The organism is Chromobacterium paludis, from assembly GCF_008275125.1.
GTDB classification, from domain to species: Bacteria; Pseudomonadota; Gammaproteobacteria; order Burkholderiales; family Chromobacteriaceae; genus Chromobacterium; species Chromobacterium paludis.
Map to the genome: position 1 here is coordinate 2,687,247 of NZ_CP043473.1, position 25,452 is coordinate 2,712,698.

33 protein-coding genes are annotated in these 25,452 nt (G+C 64.1%); 16 read left to right on the forward strand and 17 right to left on the reverse strand.

Annotated elements, in window-relative coordinates; translation table 11 throughout:
* The first annotated feature begins 103 nt into the window (after positions 1-103).
* From FYK34_RS12555 to FYK34_RS20495, 8 genes are all read left to right on the forward strand, one after another.
* Complete coding sequence (locus FYK34_RS12555; protein WP_149296941.1) at positions 104-1,399, forward strand: chloride channel protein; 1,296 nt, start codon at positions 104-106, stop codon at positions 1,397-1,399.
* Positions 1,400-1,509: 110 nt separating this feature from the next.
* Positions 1,510-1,821, forward strand: coding sequence for a Grx4 family monothiol glutaredoxin (gene grxD / locus FYK34_RS12560; RefSeq protein WP_149296943.1), 312 nt, complete (start codon positions 1,510-1,512; stop codon positions 1,819-1,821).
* A 160-nt stretch (positions 1,822-1,981) separates the two neighbouring features.
* Positions 1,982-2,776, forward strand: a complete 795-nt coding sequence (locus FYK34_RS12565) for an EAL domain-containing protein (RefSeq protein WP_168209733.1) — start codon at positions 1,982-1,984, stop codon at positions 2,774-2,776.
* Between the two features lie 108 nt (positions 2,777-2,884).
* A complete protein-coding gene (gene upp / locus FYK34_RS12570) occupies positions 2,885-3,517 on the forward strand; it encodes a uracil phosphoribosyltransferase (RefSeq protein ID WP_149296946.1) in 633 nt (210 codons plus the stop codon).
* Positions 3,518-3,590: 73 nt separating this feature from the next.
* A complete protein-coding gene (locus FYK34_RS12575) occupies positions 3,591-4,085 on the forward strand; it encodes a GNAT family N-acetyltransferase (protein ID WP_149296948.1) in 495 nt (164 codons plus the stop codon).
* Entirely contained in the window at positions 4,082-4,723 is a 642-nt protein-coding gene (locus FYK34_RS12580; RefSeq protein ID WP_149296950.1) for a hypothetical protein, read from the forward strand. The genes FYK34_RS12575 and FYK34_RS12580 overlap by 4 nt, the downstream gene beginning before the upstream one ends.
* A gap of 40 nt (positions 4,724-4,763) precedes the next feature.
* Positions 4,764-6,005, forward strand: coding sequence for a uracil-xanthine permease family protein (locus FYK34_RS12585; protein ID WP_149299958.1), 1,242 nt, complete (start codon positions 4,764-4,766; stop codon positions 6,003-6,005).
* 196 nt (positions 6,006-6,201) lie between these two features.
* On the forward strand, positions 6,202-6,378 hold the full coding sequence (locus FYK34_RS20495) for a hypothetical protein (RefSeq protein ID WP_168209735.1): 177 nt from the start codon (positions 6,202-6,204) through the stop codon (positions 6,376-6,378).
* A 40-nt stretch (positions 6,379-6,418) separates the two neighbouring features.
* Here the strand turns inward: FYK34_RS20495 and FYK34_RS12590 are convergent, their stop codons facing one another.
* Positions 6,419-7,318, reverse strand: coding sequence for a LysR family transcriptional regulator (locus tag FYK34_RS12590; protein WP_149296952.1), 900 nt, complete (start codon positions 7,316-7,318; stop codon positions 6,419-6,421).
* 176 nt (positions 7,319-7,494) lie between these two features.
* Between FYK34_RS12590 and FYK34_RS20500 the strand changes: the two genes are divergently transcribed.
* Positions 7,495-7,653, forward strand: coding sequence for a hypothetical protein (locus tag FYK34_RS20500; RefSeq protein ID WP_168209736.1), 159 nt, complete (start codon positions 7,495-7,497; stop codon positions 7,651-7,653).
* A 70-nt stretch (positions 7,654-7,723) separates the two neighbouring features.
* Here the strand turns inward: FYK34_RS20500 and FYK34_RS12595 are convergent, their stop codons facing one another.
* The 5 genes from FYK34_RS12595 to FYK34_RS12615 all read right to left on the reverse strand — a co-directional run bounded on the left by FYK34_RS12595 (position 7,724) and on the right by FYK34_RS12615 (position 10,290).
* Positions 7,724-7,927, reverse strand: coding sequence for a hypothetical protein (locus FYK34_RS12595; protein ID WP_168209737.1), 204 nt, complete (start codon positions 7,925-7,927; stop codon positions 7,724-7,726).
* Positions 7,920-8,432 (reverse strand): GNAT family N-acetyltransferase, encoded by a 513-nt coding sequence (locus tag FYK34_RS12600; RefSeq protein ID WP_149296956.1) that lies wholly within the window; start codon positions 8,430-8,432, stop codon positions 7,920-7,922. The genes FYK34_RS12595 and FYK34_RS12600 overlap by 8 nt, the downstream gene beginning before the upstream one ends.
* Positions 8,429-8,938 (reverse strand): GNAT family N-acetyltransferase, encoded by a 510-nt coding sequence (locus FYK34_RS12605; protein ID WP_149296958.1) that lies wholly within the window; start codon positions 8,936-8,938, stop codon positions 8,429-8,431. Before FYK34_RS12605 ends, FYK34_RS12600 begins: the two co-directional genes overlap by 4 nt.
* Positions 8,935-9,453, reverse strand: a complete 519-nt coding sequence (locus FYK34_RS12610) for a GNAT family N-acetyltransferase (RefSeq protein WP_168209738.1) — start codon at positions 9,451-9,453, stop codon at positions 8,935-8,937. Before FYK34_RS12610 ends, FYK34_RS12605 begins: the two co-directional genes overlap by 4 nt.
* 93 nt (positions 9,454-9,546) lie before the next feature.
* Entirely contained in the window at positions 9,547-10,290 is a 744-nt protein-coding gene (locus FYK34_RS12615) for a helix-turn-helix transcriptional regulator (RefSeq protein ID WP_149296962.1), read from the reverse strand.
* 95 nt (positions 10,291-10,385) lie between these two features.
* On the opposite strand from FYK34_RS12615, the gene FYK34_RS12620 reads away from it, so the two are divergent.
* The 3 genes from FYK34_RS12620 to FYK34_RS12630 all read left to right on the forward strand — a co-directional run bounded on the left by FYK34_RS12620 (position 10,386) and on the right by FYK34_RS12630 (position 12,048).
* Positions 10,386-10,715 carry a DUF7709 family protein gene (locus FYK34_RS12620; protein ID WP_149296964.1) on the forward strand — a complete coding sequence of 110 codons (330 nt, stop codon included), beginning with the start codon at positions 10,386-10,388 and terminating at the stop codon, positions 10,713-10,715.
* Positions 10,716-10,792: 77 nt separating this feature from the next.
* Positions 10,793-11,344, forward strand: a complete 552-nt coding sequence (locus tag FYK34_RS12625; RefSeq protein WP_149296965.1) for a hydrolase — start codon at positions 10,793-10,795, stop codon at positions 11,342-11,344.
* 374 nt (positions 11,345-11,718) lie between these two features.
* Positions 11,719-12,048, forward strand: a complete 330-nt coding sequence (locus FYK34_RS12630) for a DUF2322 family protein (RefSeq protein WP_149296967.1) — start codon at positions 11,719-11,721, stop codon at positions 12,046-12,048.
* Between the two features lie 3 nt (positions 12,049-12,051).
* Here the strand turns inward: FYK34_RS12630 and FYK34_RS12635 are convergent, their stop codons facing one another.
* The 10 genes from FYK34_RS12635 to FYK34_RS12680 form a co-directional block, all read right to left on the reverse strand.
* Positions 12,052-13,362 (reverse strand): anaerobic C4-dicarboxylate transporter family protein, encoded by a 1,311-nt coding sequence (locus FYK34_RS12635; protein ID WP_149296969.1) that lies wholly within the window; start codon positions 13,360-13,362, stop codon positions 12,052-12,054.
* Positions 13,363-13,453: 91 nt separating this feature from the next.
* Positions 13,454-14,359: a MarR family transcriptional regulator gene (locus FYK34_RS12640; RefSeq protein ID WP_149296971.1), complete on the reverse strand. Its 906-nt coding sequence runs from the start codon at positions 14,357-14,359 to the stop codon at positions 13,454-13,456.
* A 125-nt stretch (positions 14,360-14,484) separates the two neighbouring features.
* Positions 14,485-14,934, reverse strand: a complete 450-nt coding sequence (rplI, locus tag FYK34_RS12645) for a 50S ribosomal protein L9 (RefSeq protein ID WP_149296973.1) — start codon at positions 14,932-14,934, stop codon at positions 14,485-14,487.
* Positions 14,935-14,955: 21 nt separating this feature from the next.
* Positions 14,956-15,183, reverse strand: a complete 228-nt coding sequence (rpsR, locus tag FYK34_RS12650; protein ID WP_011137185.1) for a 30S ribosomal protein S18 — start codon at positions 15,181-15,183, stop codon at positions 14,956-14,958.
* Positions 15,184-15,188: 5 nt separating this feature from the next.
* Positions 15,189-15,488, reverse strand: a complete 300-nt coding sequence (priB, locus tag FYK34_RS12655) for a primosomal replication protein N (RefSeq protein WP_149296975.1) — start codon at positions 15,486-15,488, stop codon at positions 15,189-15,191.
* 18 nt (positions 15,489-15,506) lie between these two features.
* Positions 15,507-15,881 carry a 30S ribosomal protein S6 gene (rpsF, locus tag FYK34_RS12660; protein WP_149296977.1) on the reverse strand — a complete coding sequence of 125 codons (375 nt, stop codon included), beginning with the start codon at positions 15,879-15,881 and terminating at the stop codon, positions 15,507-15,509.
* 156 nt (positions 15,882-16,037) lie between these two features.
* On the reverse strand, positions 16,038-16,334 hold the full coding sequence (locus FYK34_RS12665; RefSeq protein ID WP_149296979.1) for a hypothetical protein: 297 nt from the start codon (positions 16,332-16,334) through the stop codon (positions 16,038-16,040).
* Between the two features lie 11 nt (positions 16,335-16,345).
* Positions 16,346-16,672 (reverse strand): metal-sensitive transcriptional regulator, encoded by a 327-nt coding sequence (locus FYK34_RS12670; protein WP_231137257.1) that lies wholly within the window; start codon positions 16,670-16,672, stop codon positions 16,346-16,348.
* Between the two features lie 46 nt (positions 16,673-16,718).
* Entirely contained in the window at positions 16,719-18,197 is a 1,479-nt protein-coding gene (locus tag FYK34_RS12675) for a multicopper oxidase family protein (protein ID WP_231137258.1), read from the reverse strand.
* 132 nt (positions 18,198-18,329) lie between these two features.
* Positions 18,330-19,118 carry an inositol monophosphatase family protein gene (locus tag FYK34_RS12680; RefSeq protein WP_149296982.1) on the reverse strand — a complete coding sequence of 263 codons (789 nt, stop codon included), beginning with the start codon at positions 19,116-19,118 and terminating at the stop codon, positions 18,330-18,332.
* A gap of 146 nt (positions 19,119-19,264) precedes the next feature.
* Here FYK34_RS12680 and FYK34_RS12685 point away from each other — a divergent pair, with 146 nt between their 5' ends.
* Positions 19,265-20,026 carry an RNA methyltransferase gene (locus tag FYK34_RS12685; protein WP_149296984.1) on the forward strand — a complete coding sequence of 254 codons (762 nt, stop codon included), beginning with the start codon at positions 19,265-19,267 and terminating at the stop codon, positions 20,024-20,026.
* Positions 20,016-20,933, forward strand: a complete 918-nt coding sequence (locus tag FYK34_RS12690; protein WP_149296986.1) for a DUF1853 family protein — start codon at positions 20,016-20,018, stop codon at positions 20,931-20,933. Before FYK34_RS12685 ends, FYK34_RS12690 begins: the two co-directional genes overlap by 11 nt.
* Before the next feature lie 48 nt (positions 20,934-20,981).
* Here the strand turns inward: FYK34_RS12690 and fnr are convergent, their stop codons facing one another.
* The gene (fnr, locus tag FYK34_RS12695) at positions 20,982-21,728 is read right to left on the reverse strand and encodes a fumarate/nitrate reduction transcriptional regulator Fnr (protein WP_149296988.1); all 747 of its coding nucleotides are present in this window, start codon (positions 21,726-21,728) and stop codon (positions 20,982-20,984) included.
* Positions 21,729-21,833: 105 nt separating this feature from the next.
* Here fnr and hemN point away from each other — a divergent pair, with 105 nt between their 5' ends.
* Positions 21,834-23,240, forward strand: a complete 1,407-nt coding sequence (gene hemN / locus FYK34_RS12700) for an oxygen-independent coproporphyrinogen III oxidase (protein WP_149296989.1) — start codon at positions 21,834-21,836, stop codon at positions 23,238-23,240.
* A 194-nt stretch (positions 23,241-23,434) separates the two neighbouring features.
* A complete protein-coding gene (locus FYK34_RS20505) occupies positions 23,435-25,447 on the forward strand; it encodes a methyl-accepting chemotaxis protein (RefSeq protein WP_168209739.1) in 2,013 nt (670 codons plus the stop codon).
* Positions 25,448-25,452: the final 5 nt, after the last annotated feature.

Below are 25,452 nucleotides of genomic sequence, written 5' to 3' on the forward strand. Positions count from 1 at the left end.
AATCCATGATGTACATCCGACTCTTGCAGTGCCGGGCCAAGGCGGTCGTTGCTATGCATGGAATCGGTCTTTATTTTCCACCCGACATTTTTTCGTATAGGCAATGACCCAAAACTTACTGCTACTGCAACTGCGGGCTCAGCTCAGCAAGCTCTCCGGCAAGACGCGCATGACCCTGGTGCTGTGGACCGGCGCCGCCCTGGTTGGCCTGGCCGCGGTCGGCCTGGCCAAGATGGCCGACTGGTTTTTCGACATCTTCCACAGCCTGACCGAGCGCTGGTTCTGGTGGCCGCTGCTGTCGCTGCCGCTTGGCGCGGTGCTCATCCGCTGGCTGATGGTCAATATCGGCCAGGGCAGCGAGGGCAGCGGGATTCCGCAGGCCCTGGCCGCGCTGCAGCAAACCGAGCAGGCGGACTCGGCCTCTCGCCTGCTGTCCTTCCGCATCGTGGTGGCCAAATTCTTCGGCATCGTGCTCGGCGTCGGCAGCGGTTTCGTGCTGGGCCGCGAAGGACCGACGGTGCAGATCGGCGCCGCGCTGATGTACTCCATGCGCAAGCTGGTGCCGCTGCACAGCGCCGCCTTCCGCCGCCACCTGATCCTGGCCGGCGGCGCCGCCGGCATCTCCGCGGCCTTCAACACGCCGCTGGCCGGCATCGTATTCGCCTTCGAGGAATTGTCGCGCTCGGTGGAGAACACCACCAGCGGCCGCACCATCGGCGCCGTCATCCTCGCCGGCATGATCTCGCTGGCCTTGCTGGGCAACTACACCTATTTCGGCCGCATCCATGTGCCCACCTTCTCCTTTGTGGTGCTGGTGCCCATGGTGCTGGTCGCCTGCGCCGCCGGCGTCATCGGCGGGCTGTTCTCCTGGATGTGCGTGCACCAGCGGCGCTGGCTGCCTGGCAACGTGATGCGGCTGCGCAGCCGCTACCCTTACCGTTTCGTCGCCTTGTGCGGCCTGGCCGTCGCCCTGTGCGGCCTGGTGGCACCCATCTACGGCAGCGGCGCGCTGGAAACCAGCCAGGTCATTTCCGGCCATGGCGAAATGGGTCTGCTCTATCTGCCGATGAAGTTCATCGGCCTGGTGGCCACCTTCCTCACCGGCTTGCCCGGCGGCATCTTCGCGCCGTCGTTGGCCATGGGCGCGGGCCTGGGCAGCTGGTTCACGCCGCTGTTCGCGTCCGACCTCAGCGTCAAGATCGTGGCGCTGGGCATGGTGGCCATGCTGGCGGCGGTCACCCGCGCCCCCATCACCTCCTCCATCATCATGATCGAGATGACGGACGGCCATGTGATGGTGATTTCCATGCTGGGCGCGGCCATGATCGCCTCCGCGGTGGCCGGCGTGTTCCGCACCCACCTGTATCAGGATCTGGCCAAGCAGTTCCTGCCGAAATGAGCCGCGGCCGGGCAAATTGACCAGTCCCCGGCCCGCACGTAGAATAACCTATTGAAAAGATCAGGTATTTCCGGCGGCGTTCCGCCGGTCAACAGCAAGGATTCCACAATATGTCGATTCAACAAGATATCCAGCAGACCGTCAGCGACAACGCCGTGGTGCTGTTCATGAAGGGCTCCGCCCAGTTCCCGCAGTGCGGCTTCTCCTCGCGCGCGGTGCAGATCCTGAAAGCTTGCGGCGTGGACAACTTCCTGACCGTGGACGTGCTACGCGACCCGGACATCCGCCAAGGCATCAAGGACTACTCCAACTGGCCGACCATCCCGCAACTGTACGTCAAGGGAGAATTCATCGGCGGTTCGGACATCATGTACGAGATGTACCAGAACGGCGAACTGCAGGATCTGCTGAAGGACCTGTGATTCCGGCTCTCGTTCGCATCAACCCGGCGCCTGCCGGGTTTGTCGTTTTAGGGCAAGCATCCTGCCCTGGTATAAGGGCCATTCCCGCCTGCAGCGCCCTGGCTTAAAATGCCCGGCTGTTTACAAGCCCATGAAAGCGCGGCCCACCGCGCCACCCGCCATGCACCGCACGCCCGACCTGCTTAGGCCGCCCGCCGACACCATCACGCTGGACGATATCTGGCGCGCCCTGGCCGACGATCAACTGCAGCCCTGGTTTCAACCGATTATCGAATTGCGCTCCCGCCGCGTCGTTGCCGTGGAAGCGCTCGCGCGTTGGCAGCACCCGGAACTGGGCGTCCTGCCTCCCGCCAGTTTCGTGCCCATGCTGGAAGCGCGCGGCATGCTGCGCCAGTTGACCGAACTGATGCTGGAGAAATCGCTGTATGCCTGCCAGGACTGGCGCCGTGCGGGCCATGCGCTTCCGGTCTCGGTCAACCTCGGCGCCGAATCGCTGCTGGATCCGGAACTCTCCTCCAGGCTGCGACAGCAACTGCGGATACTGAACCTGCCGCCATCCTGCCTGATCCTGGAATTCCACAGCCACACCCTGCGCGAGCATCAGGCCGCGGCCGCGCACGCCTTGCCCGCGCTGCGCGAGGCGGGCTTCGGCGTGGCGGCCGACGACTTCACCCCCGGCGGCGGCTGGTTGCCGCCCTCGCTGACCCAGCTGAAGCTGGAACGACACTGCGCGCGCGACCTGTCCCGCGCTGCCGAACGCCGCGCCGCGCTGGCCGCCATCCTGAGCCTGGCCCGCGGCCGCGGCGTGGCCGTCGTCGCCATCGGCGTGGAGAACGAAAGCGACGGCTCGGCGCTGGCGCTGCTGGGCTGCGACGCGGCCCAGGGCTATCTGTTCGGCGCGCCGATGTCCGCCGCCGGATTTTCCGAGTGGATTTCATCCGGCGAGAAGCGTTAGAATACTCACCCATACCACCACGGCAGCCCTGCGGCTGCCGCTGTCATATATTCAAAAGCTGTTTGCCGCGCGTCGGCAAGCAGCTTTTTGCCAAGGTAGGGAGCCGTAATGAACATCACCATCGTTGATCACCCGCTGGTACAACATAAACTGGGCCTCTTGCGCGAAGCCGACACCAGCACCATGAAGTTCCGCCAGCTGACCCAGGAGCTGGCGCGGCTGCTCGCCTACGAAGCCACCCGCGATTTCGAGCTGGAAAGCGTCACCATAGACGGCTGGTGCGGCCAGATCGAGGTCAAGCAGATCAAGGGCAAGAAAGTCACCGTGGTGCCCATCCTGCGCGCCGGCGTCGGCATGCTGGACGGCGTGCTGGACCTGGTGCCGTCTGCCAAGATCAGCGTGGTGGGCCTGGCCCGCAATGAAGAGACGCTGGAGCCGGTGTCCTACTTTGAGAAATTTGTCGGCAATCTGGACGAGCGCATCGCCATCATCATTGATCCGATGCTGGCCACCGGCGGCTCGCTGATCGCCACCATCGACCTCCTGAAGCGCAATGGCTGCAAACACATCAAGGCCGTGGTGATGGTGGCCGCGCCGGAAGGCGTAAAGGCCGTCAACGACGCCCATCCGGACGTTCAGCTGTACGCCGCCTCGCTGGACAGCCATCTGAACGAGCACGGCTACATCATCCCCGGCCTCGGCGACGCCGGCGACAAGATCTTCGGCACCAAGCAGGCCTAAGCGCCGTGACACCCCATCAGCCGCCCGTTGCCTCCGCAGCCGGCGGTTTTTTTGCAAGCGCAAGGACACGCCCATGCTGATACGCAAAGCCGCTGCCCAAGACCTGGACGCCGTACGCCGCCTGGCGGCGCAGATCAACCGCCAGCACCACCAGGCCATGCCGGAGTGGTTCCGCGCGGAAGTGGAGAGCGAAGCCGACTGCGTCTACTGGCTGGAGCGCATGACGGGTGACGACCGCGCCATGCTGCTGGCGGAGCAAGCCGGCGAGGTGAACGCCTTCGCCACCGTGATGACCCAAGCCATGCCTCCCCTGCCCTTTCTGCAGGCACGCCGCGTCTGCCGCATCGGCACCATCGTGGTGGATGAGACCCACCAGGGACAAGGCATAGGCTCCCGGCTGCTGGCCGCCGCGGAGGCCTGGGGACGCGAGCAAGGCGCCGACGAAATCCGCCTGGAAGTGATGCAGTTCAATCAATCTGCCCAAGACTTCTATGCCCGGCATGGACTGACGCCGCAATCGCAAATCCTCAGCAAGCCGCTGCGCCCGGAGCAGGGAGCCGCCTCATGATGGATCGTTACGCCGCGATAGACGCCGATTTTCTCGCCCGCTTCCCCGGCGGCTTCCAGGACCCGGACTGGCAGACGCTGGCGCGCAAGCACAAAACCTATGCCAAGGCCGAGGCGCTGTGCCAGAGCGCGCTGACCCGCGACAAGCTGGACGCGGCGCTGGCCAGCGGCAAGCTGGCCGACGCCACCCACGCCTGCCGCCAGATCATTTCGCTGGCCACCACGGTCAGCACTTTCGAGAAGATCGCCTTCCGCAACTACATGGACAACCGCGACCTGAACCTGCCCTTCGTCCAGGCGCTGCGCGACGTGTTGCACGACTTCGGCCCGGACAGCTTCGCCGCCTATGTGAACACGCTGGCGATGGCGCGGATGGACCCCAAAGCCAACGCCGCCAAATGGCCCATCGTCAGCTGCTTCCTGGCCTGCTTCGATCCGCAGGTCCACGTCTGCATCAAGCCGACGACGGTGAAGAAAGTGGCGGCGCGGCTGGGCGTGGACCTGCACTACCAATCCCGTCCCAATTACGAGTGCTACCGCGCGGTGCAGGAGATGGTGCTGGACTTCCGCCGCCACAGCAGCGTGGCGGCCGAGGTGGACAACACGCTGGCGCAGGCGGTGATGTATTGCGCCGTGTGAAACCGACACGATTACAAAACCAAAACAAGGAAGAATGATGATGCAACAACTGAAGCTGGCGGTGTCCGGCGCCCAGATCCTGTTCGTCGCCTTCGGCGCGCTGGTGCTGGTGCCGCTGCTCACCGGCCTCAACCCGGCCATGGCCTTGCTCGGCGCCGGCCTTGGCACCCTGCTGTTCCAGGCCTGCACCGGCCGCCAGGTGCCTATCTTCCTCGGCTCCTCCTTCGCCTTCATCGGCCCCATCATCTACTCCATGCATACCTGGGGTCCGGGCGCGACCATGTTCGGCCTGTTCGCCGCCGGCTTCATGTATTTCGTGTTCGCCGCCATCGTGCGCTGGCGCGGCATGGCGTTGGTGAACAAGCTGCTGCCGCCGGTGGTGATCGGCCCGGTGATCATGATCATCGGCCTGTCCGTCGCCACCGCCGCGTCGGGCATGGCCATGGGCCAGGCCGGCGGCAAGCAGGTGCTGCCGTACGAAACCTCGCTGCTCTTGGCCGCCATCTCGCTGGCCACCACCATCGTGGTCTCCATCTACGCCCGCGGCATGTTCAAGCTGGTGCCCATCCTGGCCGGCGTCACCGTCGGCTATATCGCCGCCGCCTTCCTGGGCGTGGTGGACTTCGCCAAGCTGGCCGCCGCGCCATGGTTCGCCGCGCCCGCCTTCCACAGCCCGGAAGTCAACTGGGCGGCCGCCGCCTTCATGCTGCCGGTGGCCATCGCCCCGGCCATCGAACACATCGGCGGCGTGATGGCGATAGGCGGCGTCACCGGCAAGGACTACACCCAAACCCCCGGCCTGCATCGCACCCTGGCCGGCGACGGCCTGGGCGTATGCATGGCCGGCCTGATCGGCGGCCCGCCGGTCACCACTTACGCCGAAGTCACCGGCGCGGTGATGATCACCCGCAATTTCAACCCAGTGACCATGACCTGGGCGGCGGTGTTCGCCATCTGCATGGCCTTCTTCGGCAAGTTCAACGCGCTGCTGCAATCCATCCCGATGCCGGTGATGGGCGGCATCATGGTGCTATTGTTCGGCACCATCGCCTCCATCGGCCTGAAAACGCTGATCGAGGCCAAGGTGGACCTGATGGAGCCGCGCAATCTGGTGATCATCTCGGTGGTGCTGACGGCCGGCATCGGCGGCCTGACCTTGAAGCTGGGCGACTTCGCGCTGTCCGGCGTCGGCCTGTGCTCGCTGCTGGCCATCATCCTGAACCTGATCCTGCCGCGCCATGCCGGCGGTCACGACGGCATCGTCGAAGGCCAGGACATCTAACATAAACTATTGAATTTAAAACTCATTCACATCTACAGGCGCATCAACACCCCTGACGCGGCCTACACTGTCAATCAGCGCCGCGGTCCCCTGGTCCGCGGCGCCGTTGACCGAAGCCAAACTGCTGCCACACTCGCAACGCCAGCCCACAGCGGCTTGACACGGCCGGATTCCCGATCCTTCACAAGGAATAGCCATGTTGAAACCCCTTCTCCTCGGCGCGCTCGCCCTGCTCATGCTGGCCGGCCCCGCCATGGCCGGCAGCGATGGACTCTCCAATATGTGGGCGATGCGCGGCAGGATGAACGCGCAGCTGCATCACATGCCGGCGCCCATGATCCCGCAGTTCAACTCCATGCCCTCCGACCGCTGAGCGCAACGCTATCGCCCGCCTTTGCCGGCGGGCGTTTGCGCTAGACGCGCAGCTCGCCCTCCGCCACCGCTTGCTCCAGCCGCTGGATGAACCACTGCAAGGCCCGCCCCGGCTGCTCCTGCTTCCAGGCGAAGCACATGGGCGGCAGGTTGCCGCTTTCCTCCACCATCTTCTCCACCAGCACGCCGCTGTCCAGATAGGGCCGCACATGCGAGCGCGGCAAGTGACCGCTGCCCAGACCGGCCAGGATGGCCTGCAGCTTTTCGCGGCTGCCATGCACCGTCAACACCTGCTGGCCTTCCAACAGGCCGCCGGTGCGCGCCGGCAAGCGGCGCGAGGTATCGCCCACCGCCACCGCGCGGTGGCGGCGCAAGACATGCGGCGGCAGCGGTTCCGGCGCGTCCGCCAGCGGGTGATTGCGCGCCACCACCAGCACAAAGTCGTATTCGCCGATGTCGCGCGTGAAATAATCGCCCGGCGGCGGCTGGTTGGGCGCGCCTATCACCAGATCGGCGCGGTCGTCATATAGCGCGTCCCAAATGCCGCCAAAGCTCTCGCGGATGAAATACAAGCGGGTGGCGGACTCCAGCCGATCGAAATCCGCCACGGACGGCAAGAGTTGCTCGAAGTCGACCAGGTCCCCCACCACGATGCGCAGGGTGTCCTCCCAGCCCTGCGCCTGCTTGCTGACGCGCAATTCCAGCTGGCGCGCCGCGTCCAGCAGATGGCGGCCGTCCTTGAGCAGGCGCTCGCCGGCCGGCGTCAGCCTGGCCCGGTGCCCGCTGCGGTCGTAGATGGCCACGCCCAGGCCCTGCTCCAGCTTCTGCACGGTATAAGTCAGCGCCGACGGCACCTTGAACAATGCCTCCGCCGCCGCGGCGAAGCTGCCGTGCTGTTCGATGGCGTCCAATACCTGCAGGGCCTCCAGTGTCAGTTTCACCACCACACCTCATTCAATTTTTTTGAAAAATTGCTTCGATTCTTTCCGATTTTATCGCATAGATGTTGACCTTAGAATGGCTTCCATCAAGACGAACCAGCAATAAGCCTTGAATCATCATCAGTATTTTTGATGCATAACCGTTTGCTGGACACACACTGAAAAAGGAAACCACCATGCTGAAGCAAACCGCAATCGCCGCCCTGTCCCTGATCCTCTTGTCCGGCGCTGCCATGGCCGGCAGCGAAGGCTACGACAATATGAAAGCCATGCGCGACCGCATGAACGGCCAGACCGCTCAAGCCGCCCAGGTTCAAGCGCCGGCTCAGAAGTAAGCGCCTCCGGGCTCATAAAAAAACCGCGCCAGGGACGGCATCACCCCGGCGCGGTTTTTTTTATGCACGCTCAAGCCGCCAGATAAGCTCGATGCAGCAGATGGCAATGTCGCTGCGCATCCGGCGCATAAACCGACACCTGCCGGAGCATCACCCGCCCCGCTGGCGTCGGCAATGCCAACAAGCGCCCAGCCTCGCTGTCCGGCACCGCGCCGGCCAGCGGCTCCGGCAGGTCCAGCACCACGAAAGCCGGCCATTTGGTGCGCTCAGGCATGGACGCCATGGCGCAACCGCCCCATCGCCAGCACGTCGCAGTAAGCGCCATTGCGCAATGAATGCGCGCGCATGCGCGCTTCCTCGACAAAACCGAAGCGACGGTACAAGGCCTGGGCGCGCAGATTGTCGGCATACACCGTCAGCTCGATGCGCGTCAGGTCCAGCCAGTTGTCGGCCCAGTCCAGCAAGGCCGCCGTCAGCCAATTGCCCACGCCGCGCCCTTGCCAATCACGGTGCACATTGATGCCGAAGCCGGCGATATGGTCCAGCCTGGATTCGCTCAAGCGCCACAAGCCGGCGCTGCCGACCACCTTGCCGTCCGCGGTTTCGCAGACCAACTGGTAGCGCCCATCGCACAGCAGCTTGTCCATGCGCGCGGCCATGGTGGCAGAAGACGGAAAAGGCAGCTGCAGGGTGTTGCCGTACACCGATGGGTCCGAGGCCAAGTCTTGCAAATCGGCCGCGTCGCGCGGCTCCAGATGGCGGATGCGGAATGCGCTCATGGCCAGCCCCCTTCCCGCAGCCGCGCCATCGCCAGCACGTCGTGATAGACGCCGTCTCGCAGGGCGTAAGCGCGCAAGCGCGCCTCCTCGACGAAACCGAATTTGCGGTACAAGGCCTGGGCGCGCAGATTGTCGGCGAACACCGTCAGCTCGATGCGGCGCAGCCCCTGCCAGTTATCGGCCAGGTCCAGCGCCGCCGCCATCAACAGAGAGCCCACGCCCTGGCCATGCCGCGCGGCGGAAATGCCGATGCCGATTTCTGCCGTGCGCAGCAGGCGCTCGCGGGGCGCCGGAATCAAGCCTGCCCAGCCCACGGCCTGATCGGCCGCGTCCACCGCCACCAGCACGGTGCGGCCATGTTCCTGTTTTTGCAGCCACTCGCGGCGCTTGCTCAGCGCTGGCCAAGGCAGGCCCAGCATGGTGCCGAAGGTGGCCGGGTCGCTGAAAATCGCGTTCAAGGCCTCGGCGTCGCGCGGCTCGGCGTGACGGATGCGGTAATCGCTCATGCTTGCGCCCTCCGCGGCCAGTTCAGCCGGCTCATCACCAGCACGTCCTCCAGTTTGCCGGCGCGCAGCTGCTCCTGGCGCATGCGGCCCTCGTGCTCGAAGCCGAACTTCTCGTACAGGCCGATGGCGCGCGCGTTGTCGTGCACCACCTTGAGTTCGACGCGAATCAGTCCCAGCCAGTTGTCGGCCAGGTCCAATACCGCTCGCATCAGCGCGCCGCCCACGCCCTTGCCCTGCCAGTCCTCGCGCACCACTAGAAACAGGCTGGCGCTGTGGCGCACCCGCATGCCCTCGTTGACGATCAGCCCGGCCGAGCCCACCACCTCGCCATCGGCGTTGCAGGCTACCAAATGATGGATATTGGCTGGGCGTTCGTTCAGCTGCTTCTCGGTGACGGACAGCGGCTGATACGGCAGCTGCAAGGTGTCCGGATAGACGCCGGGCGAGGTCTTGATGCGGTGGATGGCGGCGGCGTCGGACGGTTCGACGGAGCGGATCAGATAGGACTGGGACATGAGGGTCTCCTGAGTTGATGGGCGCAGGCGGGATCGCCGCCAGGCCCGGCAGACCATCATGCCAAATAACTATTTTGCATTGCAATATATTTTTTATGCGGACAAGTAACGTCCCGGCGTTTCGCCAAAACAGCGGCGGAAGGCCACGATGAAGGCGCTGCTGCCGGCATAGCCCAGCTCCAGCGCGCAATAACTGACCGAACGCCCCTCGGCCAGCAAGGAACACGCCCGCAGCATGCGCAGGCGCTCGCGCCACTGGGCCACACCCATGCCGGTTTCGGCGCGAAAGTGGCGGATCAGGCTGCGCCGCGACATGCCGATATGCCCGGCCCAGCGCTCCAGATCCCAATCCAGCGCCGGATCCGACAGCAAGACCTGCGCCAGCTTGCGCAGCGCCGGATGGCGCGGCCAGGGGAGGTTGGCCGGATACGCTTCGGCCCAGCTCAGTTCATCCGCCAGCGCGCCGGCCAGACGCCGCGCCGCGCCCGCCTCCGCCTGCTGCGGCCAGTCGGCCAGCCGCAGAAAGAGGCCGCTCAGCAGCGGCGTGGCCCGCCACACCTGCAGCGCGGCCGGCATGGACGGCAGCCATGCGGTCTCCAGTTGCAGGCTCCAGCCGCGCAGCTCGCCGTAGTAATGCGCGCCATGCGCCATGCCGGGCGGAATCCAGCCCACGCAGTCCGCGGCCAGCAGAATGCGCCGCTCATCCGCCTCCAGCTCCAGCGCGCCCTTTAGGAGCCAAACCAGCTGCCCTGAGGCATGGGCATGCCGTTCGGTATGGTCGCCCGCTTGCCGTCTCAACGCCGCCATCGCCAAACCCGGCTGGATGCTTCGCTCCATATTGGCCCTTTATGAATATCAATAGGCACTATATAGAAAGCAGGCCAAGCATGCCAGCGCGATACTATGGACTCATTCCACACAAGGAGAACGACATGAGCCATGTGCAACATACCGAAGCCCTATCCGCCATCAATCGCAAGGTCATCGCCGACGGCGAAACGCTGCCTACAGTGAAGCTGCGCGACGGCAGCACGGTGCAAACCGGCACCGTGGCCGCCATGCTGGTCAACATCGCCGCCTACAACCAAGGCCAGCGCGGCGAGGTGGAGCGGCAATTGGAATTGTCCATCCCCACCTTGTTCAAAGTGGGCCTGTTCGATCTGTTCCCGATCGAAGAATGGGCACGCGGCGACAATCCCGGCCGCCGGCTGGTCGGCGAGTTGGCCCGGCGTTGGCAGGCGGACCAAGCCGGCAACACATAAGCATATTTTATCCCTGCAGCGGGCCGGCGCGCCGCCTTTGGCGTTAAGCTGTGGCTTCGAATCGACTGGAGCGAAACATGCTGATGCAAAGACAGAAGGCCGGCCTGCTGGTAGTGGACATCCAGGACAAGCTGCTGCCGGCGGTGCACGACGCGCCAGGACTGCTGGCGCGCAGCCGCTGGCTGGTGGGCGTGGCGCGCGACCACGGCCTGCCCATCGTGTTTTCCGAGCAATATCCGCGCGGCCTGGGCGGCACCGTGCCCGCCTTGCGCGCGTCGGCGCCAGAGGCCCAGGTAGTGGACAAGCTGCATTTCTCCTGCGTGGCGGCGGACTGCCTGCCGCCAGCCCTGCTGGAGAAGGAGCAGATCATCGTCTGCGGCATGGAGGCGCATGTTTGCGTGCTGCAAACCGTGATGGCGTTGCTGGCGATCGGCAAGCAGGTGTTCGTCGTCGCCGACGCCGTTTCCAGCCGCCAGCCGGCTGACATCGAGCTGGCGGTGGCGCGGATGCGCGCGGCCGGCGCCGTCATCGTCAGCCGCGAGATGGTCTTGTTCGAGCTGCTGGAAAAATCGGGCGGCGAGCACTTCAAGCAGATGAGCCAGCGCTATCTGATAGGCGATCAGCCCTGAGCCTAGCCTGAAAATGAATCGGGGTTGTCGAAGCTTACCCTTCGACAACCCCGTTCAAAGGCGGCTTTGCCGCTCTCATCTCCCCTTTGCAGACTGGCGCGCCAGGGCCTCGCGGCCCCGCTCACAAGCTTGCCTACCTATAAGCAAACAGCGTGCCAGCTCTAAAAAGATCAAAAACGCTGATTTTTCTGAGCGATTACGCCCAAACCCGAAATCAAAAGCACCACATTGGTGCAATTAATCATGACAAGGCACCAAATTGAAACAGAAATTAATATTTAGCTTCAAATAAGTTACATGTTTGCACTAGAACTGTAATCTTTAGCCCATATGCTAGACCTGCGTCCCACGCGCGCATAATAAGGAAAACCATCATGACTTCGTTCCAGGACCTGCTGCAAACCCTGCCCGCCACCGATGGCATCGAGGCCATCGTGCTGCTCAGCGCCGAAGGCGAAGCGCTGCACCGTCTGGAAAACCGCCCCGGCAGCGCCGGCTCCCTGCGCGTTTATCACGCGCTGGTCAAACGCCACGGCCATATCGACCGCAAGGCCGCGCGCGAAGGCCTGGCCCTGTTCGCCGAGCACACCGCCGCCGCGCGCGAGCAGCCCGGCAGCCATCCCAATATCGACCGCCTGCTGGCCATCGCCGAGCATGACGCGCCCGGCCTGCGCGCCCGCGTGGTGCTGAAACAGGAAAACTGAGACTCAGCGCCAGGCGATCAAGGCCAACCCCGCGGCAATGGACACCATCGTACTGACCAAGCCCGGCAAGATGAAGCTGTGGTTGAACACCCAGCGGCCCAGCCGGGTGGTGCCGGTGTAATCCATCTCCACCGCCGCGATCAGGCTGGGATAGCTGGGCAAGACATACACCCCGACCACGGCGGGAAAAATGGCGATCAACACCGGCGCGGCGATGCCCAAGGACGCGCCCAGCGGCATCATCACCTTGGTGGTGGCCCCCTGGCTGAACAGAATCACCGCCATGGTGAACACGGCGAAGGCGAACAACCACGGCGCCGCCGCGATGATGCCGACGATGTTTTGCTTGAACAGCGGCAGATTGCCCTGGATAAAGGTATCGCTCATCCAGGCCGCGCCCAGTATGGTTACCGCCGCCACGGCGCCGGAGCGGAACATGCTGCCGGACACCATCTCTTTCAGATCCGCCTTGCACAGCAAGGCCGCCAGCGCGGCATAGCTCAGCATGCACATCTGGATCACATCCACCATGGCCAGCGGCTCCATGCCCTTGGCGCCGGGCCAGGCCGGGCGCAGCTGCGGCAGGGCGGCCAGCAGCACGATCAAGGCCATCGTCAGCAGAAAACCATACACCGACCAAGCGGCGCCGCGCGGCAAGGCCGCGGCCTCGCCGGCCTCGGGCCGCCGAATCTCGCCCGCCGCCAAGCGCTGCCGATACACCGGGTCGTCCGCCAGCTCGCGGCCGTAGCGCAGCATGACCAGGCCGCCGGCCAGCGCGCCCAGCAAAGTGGCCGGGATGCTGATCAGGATGATGTCGGTCAGGGCCACGCCATGCGGCGCCAGCACCGTGGCCAGCGCCACCGTGGCGGCAGAAACCGGGCAGGCGACGATGGCGTTTTGCGAGGCCACGGTCAGCCCGGCCAAGGGCCTCTCCGGCCGGATGCCGGTCTTCTCCGCCACTTCCACCACGATGGGCATCAGCGCCAGGGCGATGAAGCCCGTGCCGGCCAGGAAGGTGGACAGCCACCCCACCAACGGTGCCAGCAATACGATGTGGCGCGGATTGCGCCTGAGGAAACGCGCCGCCACGTCCACCATGTAATCCAGCCCCTTGGCCGATTGCAGGGCCGCCGACGCGGTGATGACCGAGATGATGATCAGGATGACGTCGATAGGCGCGTGGCCGGGCTTGAGGCCGAAGACAAAGGTGAGAAGGAACAGGCCGACGCCGCCCGTCACTCCCAGGCCGATGCCGCCCATGCGCACGCCCAGGAAAATAGCGCCCAACACGACCAGAAGTTGCAGGTAAACCATGATGCGACTCGCGAGCTTTGACGATGCGTCATTGTCGCAAGCCCCCTAGCGCCTAGGCTTGCTTAAGATCATGACTTGCTTATATGCAACATCACAAGGCGCGCGCCATCGCGATCTCGCAGCCGCCGTGGCCGGTCTCGCCCCAATGCGCGTCCAGACGGACAAAACCCTCGGCCTCGTACAAGCGCGTCGCCTCGGCCAAGGCTGCCGTGGTTTCCAGATAACACTGCCGGTAACCCAACGCCTTGGCCTTGCCCAGCAAGCGCCTCAGCAGTAGGCGTCCCAGGCCGCGTCCGCGCAAGACGGGATCGAAATACATTTTCTGCAACTCGCACACGCCCTTCTCTCCTCCAGCCAAAGGAGCAATGCCGCCGCCGCCCAACAGCCTGCCATCCGGGCCGGTCACCGCCAGATAGCGCGCGTCGACCCGGTTGTATATCTGAAACAAGGCGTCCAATTGCGGGTCGTGCACGCTGCAGCCTGCGCCCAGTCCGTATTCCGCGGACACGCGGCGAATCAGCGCCGCCAAGGGGCCGTTATCGGCCACCGTCAGCGCGCGGATGGCGTAGCCCTGTTGCCGCTCCGCGTGGCGCAAGGCGCGCCGGTATAGGCGCAGGCCGTCTTCCAGCCGGGATCGCTCGTCCTCGTCCAGCTGCGCCAGCACCCGCGCCATGTCGGCGTCCATCGCCGCATGCAAGCGGCCCAGCCAATCGCGGCCATCCGCCGTCAGCTCGGCCTGCTTGCTGCGGCCATCGGCCGGATCGGCGCTCCAAGCGATCAATCCGCGTTCCAATAGGCGCTGCAAGGGCCGGCTGCTATTGGACTTATCCACCCGCAGCCGCTCCGCCAATTGCTGATTGCTGGCCGGTCCGTTTTCCAGCTCGATCAACAGGTGCGCCTCCACCGGCGTCAACTCCACCTCGCCGCAACGGCCGGACAGCATGCCCAGCGCCCTGACGATATCGCGCGACAGGCCGCGCAGTTCCCGTTCATTCATCGCCCTGCCTCATAGTTGCCATGCGCAACGATAGCGCAACTGGTTGCGCATCACAACCAAATGAGGCATGGACGCGAAAAAGCCCGCCGAAGCGGGCTTTCTCTCGAAGATTCCTGAAGCAGGAATTAAGCTTCGCCGACCACGACAACCTTGATCGGAGCAACCACGTCGTGGTGCAGGGCGATCTCGATGTCGTATTCGCCGATGGCCTTGAACGGGCCGTTCGGCAGACGAACTTCGTGACGCTTGACTTGCACGCCGAAGGCGGTAACCGCTTCAGCGACGTCGACGTTGGTCACGGAGCCGAACAGACGGCCATCCACACCCGCCTTTTGGGCGATGGTGATCACGGCTTCGTTCAGCTTCTCAGCGCGAACCTTGGCGTCGGCCAGGATGTCGGCTTGCTTGGCTTCCAGTTCGGCGCGACGAGCTTCGAACTCTTTCAGATTGGCTTCGGTAGCGCGCTTGGCTTTGCCTTGCGGGATCAGGAAGTTACGGGCGAAGCCGTTCTTCACGTTCACCACGTCACCCAGTTGACCCAGGTTGGCAACTTTTTCGAGCAGGATGATTTGCATCTCTTCAGTTCCTTTCCCGGTTTAGTGCTGATCGGTGTACGGCAGGAAGGCCAGGAAGCGAGCACGCTTGATAGCGGTGGTCAGCTGACGCTGGTAGCGGGCCTTGGTGCCGGTGATGCGAGCCGGGATGATTTTGCCGTTTTCGGCGATGAAATCCTTCAGGAGATCAACGGACTTGTAGTCGATTTCCTTGATGCCTTCTGCCGTGAAGCGGCAGAACTTCTTGCGCTTGAAGAGTTGACGAGCCATTTTGACTAACCTTTTACAAATTCAACGTATTCTATATTCAGCACTAACCGAGGATTGCGCAGACTGCGCTGGGCCAGGAATCCGGTGACATTCATCGCTTTCCCAGCCAGCTTCCCGGCATGTTTCCGGGCGTCTTCTCCTATCCATACGGCCTGGATGTCGCAGGCCACATCACGCTCGAAGCCCCCGGCGCTCTGCCGGGATTGATGCTTGAGCCACATTTCCAGCACCGGCAAGCCGGCGGGCGTGTATCTCAGCGCATCTTCGCGCTCAACCGTGACGGTCAGCAGCAGACGGTTCTGCAAGACCGTATTTCCCGCCGATTAGGCGGAAGCTTCGGTCTCGGCGGCCGGCTGGGCGTCCAGCAGGTTTTTCGCCTTTTCGTCCTTCATCATCGGGGACGCGTCAACGATAGCGCGGTCCATCTTGATGGTCAGGTGACGCAGAACAGCGTCGTTGAACTTGAAGGCGTGCTCGATCTCGGCCAGGGTGTCCGCTTGGCATTCCACGTTCATCAGAACGTAGTGAGCCTTGTGCAGCTTCTGGATCGGGTAGGCCAGTTGGCGGCGGCCCCAGTCTTCCAGACGGTGGATCTTGCCTTCAGCGGCCAGAACCATGCCCTTGTAGCGCTCGATCATGGCCGGAACCTGTTCGGACTGGTCCGGGTGCACGATGAACACGATTTCGTAGTGGCGCATGTGAACTCCTTTTGGCTATTCATAGCCTTCCGCCATGCGATTGCGAAAGGCAAGGTAGTAAACCGCAGCATTCTACGCACTTTGCCGCGGCCAGGCAAACTTTGGGGCGTTATTTTTTCGATGCTTAGCGCCAGGCAGCGGCTGGGCGCGGCGGATTTACAACTTTTTATCGCGCTTGATATCCACCACCACGCCATCGCGCAAGGTGACGATGGTGGTGTAAGGGATGCTATCGCTGGCCAGCCAGCTCAATTGGCGCAGGGTGGAGATGGCCGCCACGCCGCTGGCGAAACGTCCCTGCCGGCTGTCGCTGCTGTAATCCGGCACGCCGGCCTTGGACACCAGCTCGGCCTCCAGCATGCCCTTGTGCAGACGGATATAGGTTTCAAACGGGATGGGCGCGGCCTGGGCGGCGCTGGCCAACAGGCAGGCCACGCACAAAAGTTTTTTCATGTTTGCTTTCTTCACCGTATTTTTTTCACCACATCGATCAGCTCGGTCACCATGCCGGTGGCGTCGCCCTGCTGCATGGCATGCGCCACGCAGCCCTTCATATGGTTTTCCAGCAGCTGCAGCGCCACCGCGTCCAGCGCGGACTTCGCCGCTGCCACCTGGGTCAGCACGTCCACGCAATAACGGTCGGATTCGACCATGCCGCTGATGCCTCTGACCTGCCCCTCTATCCGCGCCAGCCGTTTCAGCAGCGCGGCCTTGCCCGGCTGCACCACCGTGCGCGCGGCAGCGGCCGGTTCATGGCAACAATCGTCGTGGGAGGGGTTACGCTCGCTCATGCTCTGTCCTTTTCGCCGAAGCCGGCATTATCGCCGATTCCGCGCGCTAGGCGCGCGCATCCAGCACCCCCATCATGCCGGCGTCCTCATGCTCCAGAATGTGGCAGTGGAACATGCGCGGACCGGGGAAGTCCTGGCGGAAACGCAGCCTGACCTTCTGCTCCGGCGGCACGTTCACCGTGTCGCGCCAGGCCAGGAAGGGCTCTTTCTTCCAGCCTTTGCCGTCGTGCCGCTCCGTCACCTGGAATTGGGTGCCATGCAGGTGGAAGGGATGGTCCATATCGGCCTGGTTGTCGATCTCCCATTCTTCCACCTGGCCAACCTTGCCCACAAAATCCACCCGGTTCATGTCGAAAGTCTTGCCGTTGATCAGGAACATCGCCGCCGGATTGGCCATGTCCTCGCTGAATACCACGCTGCGGCGCACTGCCGGCTTGGGCAAAGGCCGGATCGCGCGCAGCCGCTTGGGCAAGGCCGCGGTGGCGACGGCCGGGCCGGCCTCGATGCCCAGCAAGGACAGCGCCGCGGTCTGTTCCGGCCCCATCATCTTGCCGCGCGCGTAAGGCAGGGCCAGCAAGCCCGCCGGCTGATTCGGCGCGAAACGGCCGGTCACCGCTAGCTCCGCCCGCGCGCCGGGCGGCAAGACAAGGGAGTCGATGCGGCGCGGCCGCTCTATCAAGCCGCCGTCGGTGCCCACCAGCCACACCTCATGAGCCGGCAATGCCAGCTTCAGCACGCGCGCGCTTGTGGCGTTCCAGACGCGCCAGCGCTGACGCTCGCCCACGCCCAGGCTCAGGCGCGGCTGCCAGGCGCCGTTGACCAGGACAAACTGGCCTTCGCGGCCGTCCATGCGGTCCGCCTCGCTATTGGCGGCGATCTGCCCCTGCTCGTCCAGCTTCAGGTCGGACAAGACCAGCCAGCGTTCCGGCAGATGGGCCAGCGGATCGCGGCGGCTCCGCACCACGAACACGCCGGCCAGGCCGCGGTACACCTGCTCCGCGGTGTGGCCGTGCGGATGCGGGTGATACCAATAGCTGCCGGCGCTGTCCGGCGGCAGGGAGAAGCGATAGTCGCGGCCCTGCTTGGGCGGCACCGCATCGTGCGGGTTGCCGTCCTGGTCGGCCGGGATGGGCAGGCCGTGCCAGTGCACGGTAGTGGGCTGCGACAGGCGGTTGTCGAAGCGCAGGTCCAGCGCCTCGCCTTCGAACAGCTCGATGGCCGGCCCCGGCACGCTGTCGTTGTAAGCCCAAAAGGCCGTGGGCTTGCCGCCCGGCAACAGCGGCAGGTTCAAGGGCGCCACCGTCAAACAGCCGCGCAGCGCGCCGTCTTGCCTCTCCAGCGGCAGCCGCGCCAGCTCCGGCAGCTCGCCGCCATGCGGCATGCCCAGCGCCGTGGCGGCGGGCAGATCCGGCTGCGCGGCGGACGAGCCGTGCGCGTCATGAGACGCGTCGGCCCTCGCCGCGCGGACCAGCCAGGGCGACAAGGCCAGTGCGGCCCCCCATTGCATCAATCGACGACGTTGCATCGCGCGCTCCATTCAGATACCCCACATAGGTATAGTGAACGTAGAGCGGGCCTAACGCCAACAGTTCCCGTCGCGCGCGGACAAAAAAAAACGGCAAGCCCATGGGCTTGCCGTTTTTCTGGCGGAATTCGCTTATTTCACGTGCGGGCTCAGCAAGGCCAACAGCTGGGCCAGCACCTTGGGGTTGCCGGCGACGATGTCGCCGGACTCCAGCCAGCCCTGTTCGCCGGTGAAGTCGGTGACGATGCCGCCCGCCTCCTGCACGATCAGGCTGCCGGCCGCGATGTCCCACGGCTTCAGGTTCAGCTCGAAGAAGCCTTCGGTGCGGCCGCAGGCGACATTGCACAGGTCCAGCGAGGCCGCGCCCTCGCGGCGCACGCCGGCGGTCTTGCCGATCACATCCTTCAGCATGCCCAGGTATTGGTCAATGTAGCTCTGGTCGGAGACCGGGAAACCGGTGCCGATCACGCACTCGTTCATCATGAAGCGCTTGGACACGCGGATGCGGCGGTCGTTGAGGAAAGCGCCCACGCCGCGCGAAGCGGTGAACAGATCGTTGCGGTTGGGGTCGTAGACCACCGCCTGCTGGATCTGGCCCTTGTGCGCCATGGCGATGGAGATGCCGTATTGCGGATGGCCGTGCAGGAAGTTGGTGGTGCCGTCGATCGGGTCGATGATCCATTCGTATTCGGAGGAGCCCACGCCTTTGGCGCCGGACTCTTCTGCTAGAATCGCGTGCTTCGGATAAGCCTCGAGAATGGTGTTGATGATCGCTTCCTCGGCGGCGCGATCCACCTCGGTCACAAAGTCATTGTGCTTTTTCTTCTCTACGCGAATGGTATCGAGGTTAAGCGACGCGCGCTGGATAACACTGCCTGCGCGGCGAGCGGCTTTAACCGCGACATTGAGCATCGGATGCATTGACGGCCTCTACACTTGAACGATGAGCGGATGTCCGTCTGATGACGCGACACCCGCTGGTAACAATCTGGGTTAAGGAACAAAAAAACCCGACGCCTGGGCGCGGGCTTTTGGTATATGCCCGCTATTTTAATGTGAAAACGCCAATGAATAAACCCCAAGTACCTGATTTTCTGCAAAACATCCGCGTGGTGCTGGCCCGCCCCAACCATCCGGGCAATATCGGCTCCGCCGCCCGCGCCATGAAAACCATGGGTTTGAGCCGGCTCTACCTGGTGGAGCCCAAGGTGTTTCCCAGCGACGAAGCCAATACGCTGGCTTCGGGCGCGGTGGACCTGCTGGAGCGCGCCGTCGTGGTCGGTTCGCTGCGGGAAGCCTTGTCCGACGTCACCGTGGCCTGCGCGCTGACCAGCCGCCGCCGCGAGCTGACCACCCCGCTGTCCACCCCGCGCCAAACCACGCCGGAGCTGATCGCGCGCGCGCGCGAAGGCGAGCAGGTGGCCCTGGTGTTCGGCAACGAAACTTTCGGCTTGTCGATCGAGGAAGTGGAGCAGTGCAACCGCCTGGTGACCATCCCCGGCAATCCGGACTACTTCTCGCTGAACCTGGCGATGGCGGTGCAGGTGATGACTTACGAACTGTTCAGCCACACCGAGGTGGACGTGGAATATCTGCGCGCCGAGGGCGAGGCCGCGACGCAGAGCGAGGTGGACGGCATGTGCGGCCATCTGGAGCAGGCGATGGACGAGATAGGCTACTTCCAGCGCCGCAACAGCGAGCGGCTGATGCGCCGCATGCGGACCATGTTCCACCGCGCCGGCATGCTGCGCGAGGAGATCGACATCCTGCGCGGCTTCTACAAGCAAGTGCAGCGCGCGGCCGGCAAAGCCTCCGGCGATGCGGACTGAGCCAGGCTGCGACCTGCCTTACGCGCATCCCGCGGTGCGCGATCTGGCCTTTTTGCTGACCTCTCCCCCGCCCTGGCTGTGCGGCGCGGACATGCCGCCCGAGCGCCTGCTGGGCGCGGACGGCGCAAATCTGCTGGCCGAACTGGACCGCGCGCCGGCGGCGCTGGAAGCCTGGCTCGCCGGGGCGCCGGCCGTCCGCCTTGGAAAATATGCGGAACGATTATTCTCATTTTGGTTTCGCCATGCATCGCATATCGAACTGGCTTTTGAAAACCTGAAAGTCATCAATGCGGCGCGGCGCACGGTGGGAGAGTTCGATTTTCTGCTGCGCCTGGACGGCGAACCCTGGCATCTGGAAACCGCCAGCAAGTTTTATCTGCAAGTTGGCGACTCGCCCGATGAGCTGATCGGCCCTGGTATCAATGACGCCTGGCGGTTAAAAGAGACCAAAAATACAACACAGCTGCTTTTATCGCGCCATCCCAACGCTCGGGCCGTCCTGCCGCCGGGCTTCGAGAACTGCCGCGCCGCCGCCCGCCTCTGCGGCTGGTTCTTCTATCCCGCAGGCGCCGCCCCTGCGGCCCTTCTCGCGCCCGGCCAGCTCCATGGCTGGCACGCGCCGCGGCTGGATGCCTGGCCCAGACGGCACGAAAATTCGCGCTGGGCCTGGCTGCCCCGATTGCGCTGGCTGGCGCCGGCCCGCTTGGCAGAGGCGGAGACGCAGGAAGAACACGCCTTGCGCGACAGCTTGTCCGCCGCCGCCGCGCCGCAGCTGGTGGCGGAACTGCAGCCTGGCGCGGACGGCGTCTGGCGCGAAGCGGCGCGCGGCTTCGTCACCCCGCCCGGCTGGCCGGACCCCGGCCGCCTGGCCGCGCTGCGGCAGCGCATCGCCGCCGCGCAGGCATGAAAAAAGGCAGGCCATGGCCTGCCTTCCTCACTTCTCAACCCACCCCGCTTAGTGCCCGTTGGCGTGGGCGCAGCCGGAAATCAAGGCTTTCAGATCGTCCAGTTGCACCAGCTGGATGTGCTTGTGATCGACGGTGATCCAGCCTTGTTGCTGGAACTTGGACAGCGTGCGGCTGACCGTTTCCAGCTTCAGGCCCAGGAAGCTGCCGATTTCCTCGCGGCTCATGCGCAGGATGAAGTCGTTGGCGGCGAAGCCGCGGCTGGACAGGCGGCCGGACAGGTTCAGCAGGAAGGCGGCGATGCGCTCCTCCGCCTTCATATTGCCCAGCAGCAGCATGACGTTTTGGTCGCGCACGATCTCGCGGCTCATCAGCCGGTAGAAGTGGTGCTGCAGGCTGGGGATGTCGCGGCTCAGCGTTTCCATGCGGTTGAACGGCAGTTCGCACACTTCGCTGTCCTCCAGCGCGATGGCGTCGCAGCTGTGGTTGCCGGTGGAAATGCCGTCCAGGCCCATCAGCTCGCCGGACATCTGGAAGCCGGTCACTTGCTCGCGGCCGTCCTGGCTGGCGACACAGGTCTTGAAGAAGCCGGTGCGCACGGCGAACAAGGACTTGAAAGACTCGCCGCTGTGGAACAGGTACTCGCCGCGTTTCAGGCGTCGGCTCTGCCGGATCACGGTGTCGAGCTGGCTCATCTCCTCGCGGTTCAGTCCGACAGGCAAGCACAGCTCGCGCAGACTGCAGCTGGAGCAGGAGACTTTCAAAGAATGCAGGGGTGTGTGGTTGTGTTCAGACATGCTATTTGGCTGCAAGCTCGTAAAGGTTGACCATAGTCAATGCCGACAATGGGGGATTTCCGCAAATTTACCAGTACACCGGAAGTTTTTCCATCTGAATGAGACATGAAAACCACCCATCCCTTCTCACCCGCCCATTTTGAGTTCGATCGCGAGCTGATCGAACGCCTGGATGGATCTGGACCGCGGTATACATCGTACCCGACCGCAGATCGCTTCACATCAAATTTCTCTGATGATGACTATCTGCTGCGCCTGCAACAACGCCGCATCGGCGCCAACCGCAAGCCTTTATCGGTTTACGTGCATATACCATTTTGCAACACCGTCTGCTTCTACTGCGCCTGCAACAAGATCATCACCAAGGACAAGAGCAAGGCGGACATCTATCTGGACCACCTGGAGAAGGAAATCCAGCTGGTGGCGGCGCAACTGGGCTGCCGCGAGAAGATCATCCAGCTGCATTTCGGCGGCGGCACGCCCACCTTCCTCTCCGATGCGCAGCTGGAACGATTGATGGCCATGCTGGCCGAGCACTTCGAGTTCATGCCCGACGGCGAATACTCGATCGAGATCGACCCGCGCAAGGTGTCGCGCGAAACCATGCTCAAGCTGGCCAAGTTCGGCTTCAACCGCATCAGCGTCGGCGTGCAGGACTTCGAGCCGGCGGTGCAAAAAGCCGTCAACCGCGTCCAGAGCGAGGAAGAAACCCGCGCCGTGATCGAGGCCGGGCGAGAGGCCGGCATCCAGTCGGTGAGCCTGGACCTGATCTACGGCCTGCCGCTGCAAACGCGCGAATCCATGCTGCGCACCTTGCAAAAGGCGCTGGAGCTGAACCCGGACCGGCTGGCGCTGTACAACTACGCCCACCTGCCCACGGTGTTCATGCCGCAGCGGCGCATCCACGAAGCGGACCTGCCCTCCGCCTCGGTCAAACTGGACATCCTGCAGGATGCGGTGAAGATGCTGACCGACGCCGGCTATGTGTTCATCGGCATGGACCACTTCGCCAAGCCCGACGACGAACTGGCGGTGGCGCTGCGCCAGGGCCGGCTGCAACGCAACTTCCAGGGCTACTCCACGCATGCGGACTGCGACATGCTGGCCTTCGGCGTGTCCGCCATCAGCAAGGTGGGCTCCAGCTACTGCCAGAACGACAAGACGCTGGAGGGCTATTACGCGGCGCTGGACGCGGACAAGCTGCCCATCGTGCGCGGCATCACGCTGGACAACGACGACCTGTTGCGCCGCACCATCATCCAGGGCCTGATGTGCCGCTTCGCCTTGTCGGTGGAGGCGATAGAGGAAATCTTCGGCATCAACTTCGCTCAGTATTTCACCGAGGAAATGCCGCAGATCCGCGCCTTCCAACAGCAGGGCCTGCTGTCCTTCGACGGCGACTTCCTGATGGTGGAGCCCAAGGGGCGCTTCCTGATCCGCAACATCGCCATGTTGTTCGACCGCCATCTGCGCGAGCGCCAGACCCACGCCCGCTACTCCAAAACCATCTAAATCCCGCCGCCTCGCGCCCCCCGCGAGGCGGTCTTTCCTCGCCTATCTCGCCCGCGATATCCGCCATTCGTGTAAATGGCTATGATTCCGTCTTGTAATAAGCAATTTCACTTATACAGTTGAAGGGACGGAAGCGTTTCCCGTCCTGTCTTGCGCGGCCGCTTTGGCCGCAGCGATACGGTAGGAGTTTCGCCATGAACACACCCATCGTCCGGCTGATGCAACGCCTCAGCTATCCCCAGCGTTTCGCCGTAATCGGATGCTTGTTCGCCATCGTGCTGCTGTATCTGGTCTACGGCCTGTATCGCAGCAATCAAGACAATATCGATTTCAGCGCCAAGGAGCAGGTCGGCGTCGTCTATATGAAGCCCTTGACCGCCATGCTGGCGCAAACCCAACAAGCGCGCGAACTATCGGTGCGCGCCGCCCTGGGCGAAGCCGACGCCAAGAACAGCCTGCCCGCCGCCGTCCAGCAGCTGCAAGCCAGCTGGCAGGCGCTCAAAACCGTCAACGATCAGTTGGGCGGCGACCTGGCCAGCGGCGGTGCCTGGCAAGCGGCCAGCGCGTCCTGGGACAAGCTGCAGTCCGGGGGCGGCTCGCCGGCGCAGGCGATGGCGGCCTACAGCGACTTCGGCGACAAACTGTCCACCCTGATAGGCCTGATCAGCGACAATTCCAATCTGACGCTGGACCCGGACATCGATACCTATTATCTGATGGATGCCACCACCGGCAAGTTGGCGAGCCTGCTTAATCTCATGGGCGAGGCCAACGCCCTGGCGGCCCTGCCCGCGGCCAATCATGCGCTGGACAGCGCGCAGCGGGACAGGCTGGTGGAGCTGCGGCCCTTGATCGCCGAGGCCGCCGACGGCCTGGGCGGCGACATCGCCAAGGCCGTGGCCTACAACGACAGCCTGAAGAGCGAGCTCTCCCAGCAACAGGACAAGCTGACCTCCATGCTGAAGGGCCAGCAAGGCGCGCTGGATCTGGCCATAGGCGGCAAGACCGGCGCAGACGGGCTGAAAGTGGCCGGGCACAGCGCGGAAGGCGCCCAAATCATCGCCGCCTACACCACGCAGGCGCTGGAGCGGCTGGACCAGCTGCTGCAGGCACGGGTCGACCGCATCGCCAGCCAGCGCAACCGCTACATCATCATCGGCGTCGTCTCCATGCTGGCGGCCATTCTGCTGTTCCAGCAGCTGTATATGTCCATCACCAGCCAGCTGGGCGGCGAGCCGTTTTACGTGCAGGAAGTGGTGGAACAGATCGCCTCCGGCCGGCTGGATACCCGCATCCAGTTGCGCGATAACGACGAAACCAGCCTGCTGGCCGCCATCCGCCGCATGCGCAACCAGCTGCGCGACACCGTGGCCCAATTGATCGCCACCGCCAACGAAGTGAACGGCGCCGCCACGGAAATGGCGAACAGCGCGCACAGCATCTCCGACAGCAGCTGCCGCCAGAACGAGGCCGCAGCCAGCATGGCCGCGGCGATAGAACAACTCAGCACCAGCCTGTCCGTCTGCGCCGAGCAGTCCGAGCAAGCCGACCGGCTGTCCACCGATGCCGTGCATGAGTCCAATCAGGGCGATAAAGTCATCAGCGCCACCAGCCACAGCATGGACGGCATCGTGCGCGACGTGTCCACCGTGTCGGAAACCATAGGCGACCTCGGCAAGCAATCCGAATCCATCGCCGGCATCGTCGACGTGATACGCGACGTGGCGGACCAGACCAATCTATTGGCGCTGAACGCGGCGATCGAGGCGGCGCGCGCCGGCGAGATGGGCCGCGGCTTCGCCGTGGTGGCGGACGAGGTGCGCAAGCTGGCCGAGCGCACCGCGCTGTCCACCACCGAGATCAGCAATATCGTCGGCAAGATTCAAAGCACGGCACAGCGCGGCACCCAGTGCATGCAGGTGGGCATGCAGGCCATCATGGACGGCCAGCAGCGCGCGCGCGAAGCCGGCAGCAGCATGCACGACATCCGCCACCGCATCACCGACGTGCTGTCCAGCATCCACCAGATCTCCGACTCGCTGCGCGAACAGAGCAACGCCAGCCAAACGCTGGCGCAGAATGTGGAGCAGGTGTCGCGCATGTCTGAGCAAAACACGCTGGCGGTCAAGGCCAGCGCGGAGACCGCCGGCGAGCTGCAAACCATCTCCCAGCGCCTGCTCAACGTGGCAGGGCGCTTCACGGTCTAGCCAGC

Bases quoted from the DNA above. Each gene is read 5' to 3' on its own strand.
- rpsR (WP_011137185.1), bottom strand. From the start codon at position 15,183: ATGGCTCGTCAACTCTTCAAGCGCAAGAAGTTCTGCCGCTTCACGGCA.
- FYK34_RS20505 (WP_168209739.1), top strand. From the start codon at position 23,435: ATGAACACACCCATCGTCCGGCTGATGCAACGCCTCAGCTATCCCCAG.
- FYK34_RS12665 (WP_149296979.1), bottom strand. From the start codon at position 16,334: ATGAAAAAACTTTTGTGCGTGGCCTGCCTGTTGGCCAGCGCCGCCCAG.
- grxD (WP_149296943.1), top strand. From the start codon at position 1,510: ATGTCGATTCAACAAGATATCCAGCAGACCGTCAGCGACAACGCCGTG.
- rpsF (WP_149296977.1), bottom strand. From the start codon at position 15,881: ATGCGCCACTACGAAATCGTGTTCATCGTGCACCCGGACCAGTCCGAA.
- upp (WP_149296946.1), top strand. From the start codon at position 2,885: ATGAACATCACCATCGTTGATCACCCGCTGGTACAACATAAACTGGGC.
- FYK34_RS12605 (WP_149296958.1), bottom strand. From the start codon at position 8,938: ATGAGCGATTACCGCATCCGTCACGCCGAGCCGCGCGACGCCGAGGCC.
- rplI (WP_149296973.1), bottom strand. From the start codon at position 14,934: ATGCAAATCATCCTGCTCGAAAAAGTTGCCAACCTGGGTCAACTGGGT.
- FYK34_RS12615 (WP_149296962.1), bottom strand. From the start codon at position 10,290: ATGGAGCGAAGCATCCAGCCGGGTTTGGCGATGGCGGCGTTGAGACGG.
- FYK34_RS12690 (WP_149296986.1), top strand. From the start codon at position 20,016: ATGCGGACTGAGCCAGGCTGCGACCTGCCTTACGCGCATCCCGCGGTG.
- FYK34_RS12630 (WP_149296967.1), top strand. From the start codon at position 11,719: ATGACTTCGTTCCAGGACCTGCTGCAAACCCTGCCCGCCACCGATGGC.
- fnr (WP_149296988.1), bottom strand. From the start codon at position 21,728: ATGTCTGAACACAACCACACACCCCTGCATTCTTTGAAAGTCTCCTGC.
- FYK34_RS12685 (WP_149296984.1), top strand. From the start codon at position 19,265: ATGAATAAACCCCAAGTACCTGATTTTCTGCAAAACATCCGCGTGGTG.
- hemN (WP_149296989.1), top strand. From the start codon at position 21,834: ATGAAAACCACCCATCCCTTCTCACCCGCCCATTTTGAGTTCGATCGC.
- FYK34_RS12575 (WP_149296948.1), top strand. From the start codon at position 3,591: ATGCTGATACGCAAAGCCGCTGCCCAAGACCTGGACGCCGTACGCCGC.
- FYK34_RS12675 (WP_231137258.1), bottom strand. From the start codon at position 18,197: ATGCAACGTCGTCGATTGATGCAATGGGGGGCCGCACTGGCCTTGTCG.
- FYK34_RS12585 (WP_149299958.1), top strand. From the start codon at position 4,764: ATGCAACAACTGAAGCTGGCGGTGTCCGGCGCCCAGATCCTGTTCGTC.
- FYK34_RS12555 (WP_149296941.1), top strand. From the start codon at position 104: ATGACCCAAAACTTACTGCTACTGCAACTGCGGGCTCAGCTCAGCAAG.
- FYK34_RS12565 (WP_168209733.1), top strand. From the start codon at position 1,982: ATGCACCGCACGCCCGACCTGCTTAGGCCGCCCGCCGACACCATCACG.
- FYK34_RS12595 (WP_168209737.1), bottom strand. From the start codon at position 7,927: ATGCCTGAGCGCACCAAATGGCCGGCTTTCGTGGTGCTGGACCTGCCG.
- FYK34_RS12600 (WP_149296956.1), bottom strand. From the start codon at position 8,432: ATGAGCGCATTCCGCATCCGCCATCTGGAGCCGCGCGACGCGGCCGAT.
- FYK34_RS12580 (WP_149296950.1), top strand. From the start codon at position 4,082: ATGATGGATCGTTACGCCGCGATAGACGCCGATTTTCTCGCCCGCTTC.
- FYK34_RS12680 (WP_149296982.1), bottom strand. From the start codon at position 19,118: ATGCATCCGATGCTCAATGTCGCGGTTAAAGCCGCTCGCCGCGCAGGC.
- FYK34_RS20495 (WP_168209735.1), top strand. From the start codon at position 6,202: ATGTTGAAACCCCTTCTCCTCGGCGCGCTCGCCCTGCTCATGCTGGCC.
- FYK34_RS12625 (WP_149296965.1), top strand. From the start codon at position 10,793: ATGCTGATGCAAAGACAGAAGGCCGGCCTGCTGGTAGTGGACATCCAG.
- FYK34_RS12670 (WP_231137257.1), bottom strand. From the start codon at position 16,672: ATGAGCGAGCGTAACCCCTCCCACGACGATTGTTGCCATGAACCGGCC.
- FYK34_RS20500 (WP_168209736.1), top strand. From the start codon at position 7,495: ATGCTGAAGCAAACCGCAATCGCCGCCCTGTCCCTGATCCTCTTGTCC.
- FYK34_RS12620 (WP_149296964.1), top strand. From the start codon at position 10,386: ATGAGCCATGTGCAACATACCGAAGCCCTATCCGCCATCAATCGCAAG.
- FYK34_RS12640 (WP_149296971.1), bottom strand. From the start codon at position 14,359: ATGAATGAACGGGAACTGCGCGGCCTGTCGCGCGATATCGTCAGGGCG.
- FYK34_RS12610 (WP_168209738.1), bottom strand. From the start codon at position 9,453: ATGTCCCAGTCCTATCTGATCCGCTCCGTCGAACCGTCCGACGCCGCC.
- FYK34_RS12635 (WP_149296969.1), bottom strand. From the start codon at position 13,362: ATGGTTTACCTGCAACTTCTGGTCGTGTTGGGCGCTATTTTCCTGGGC.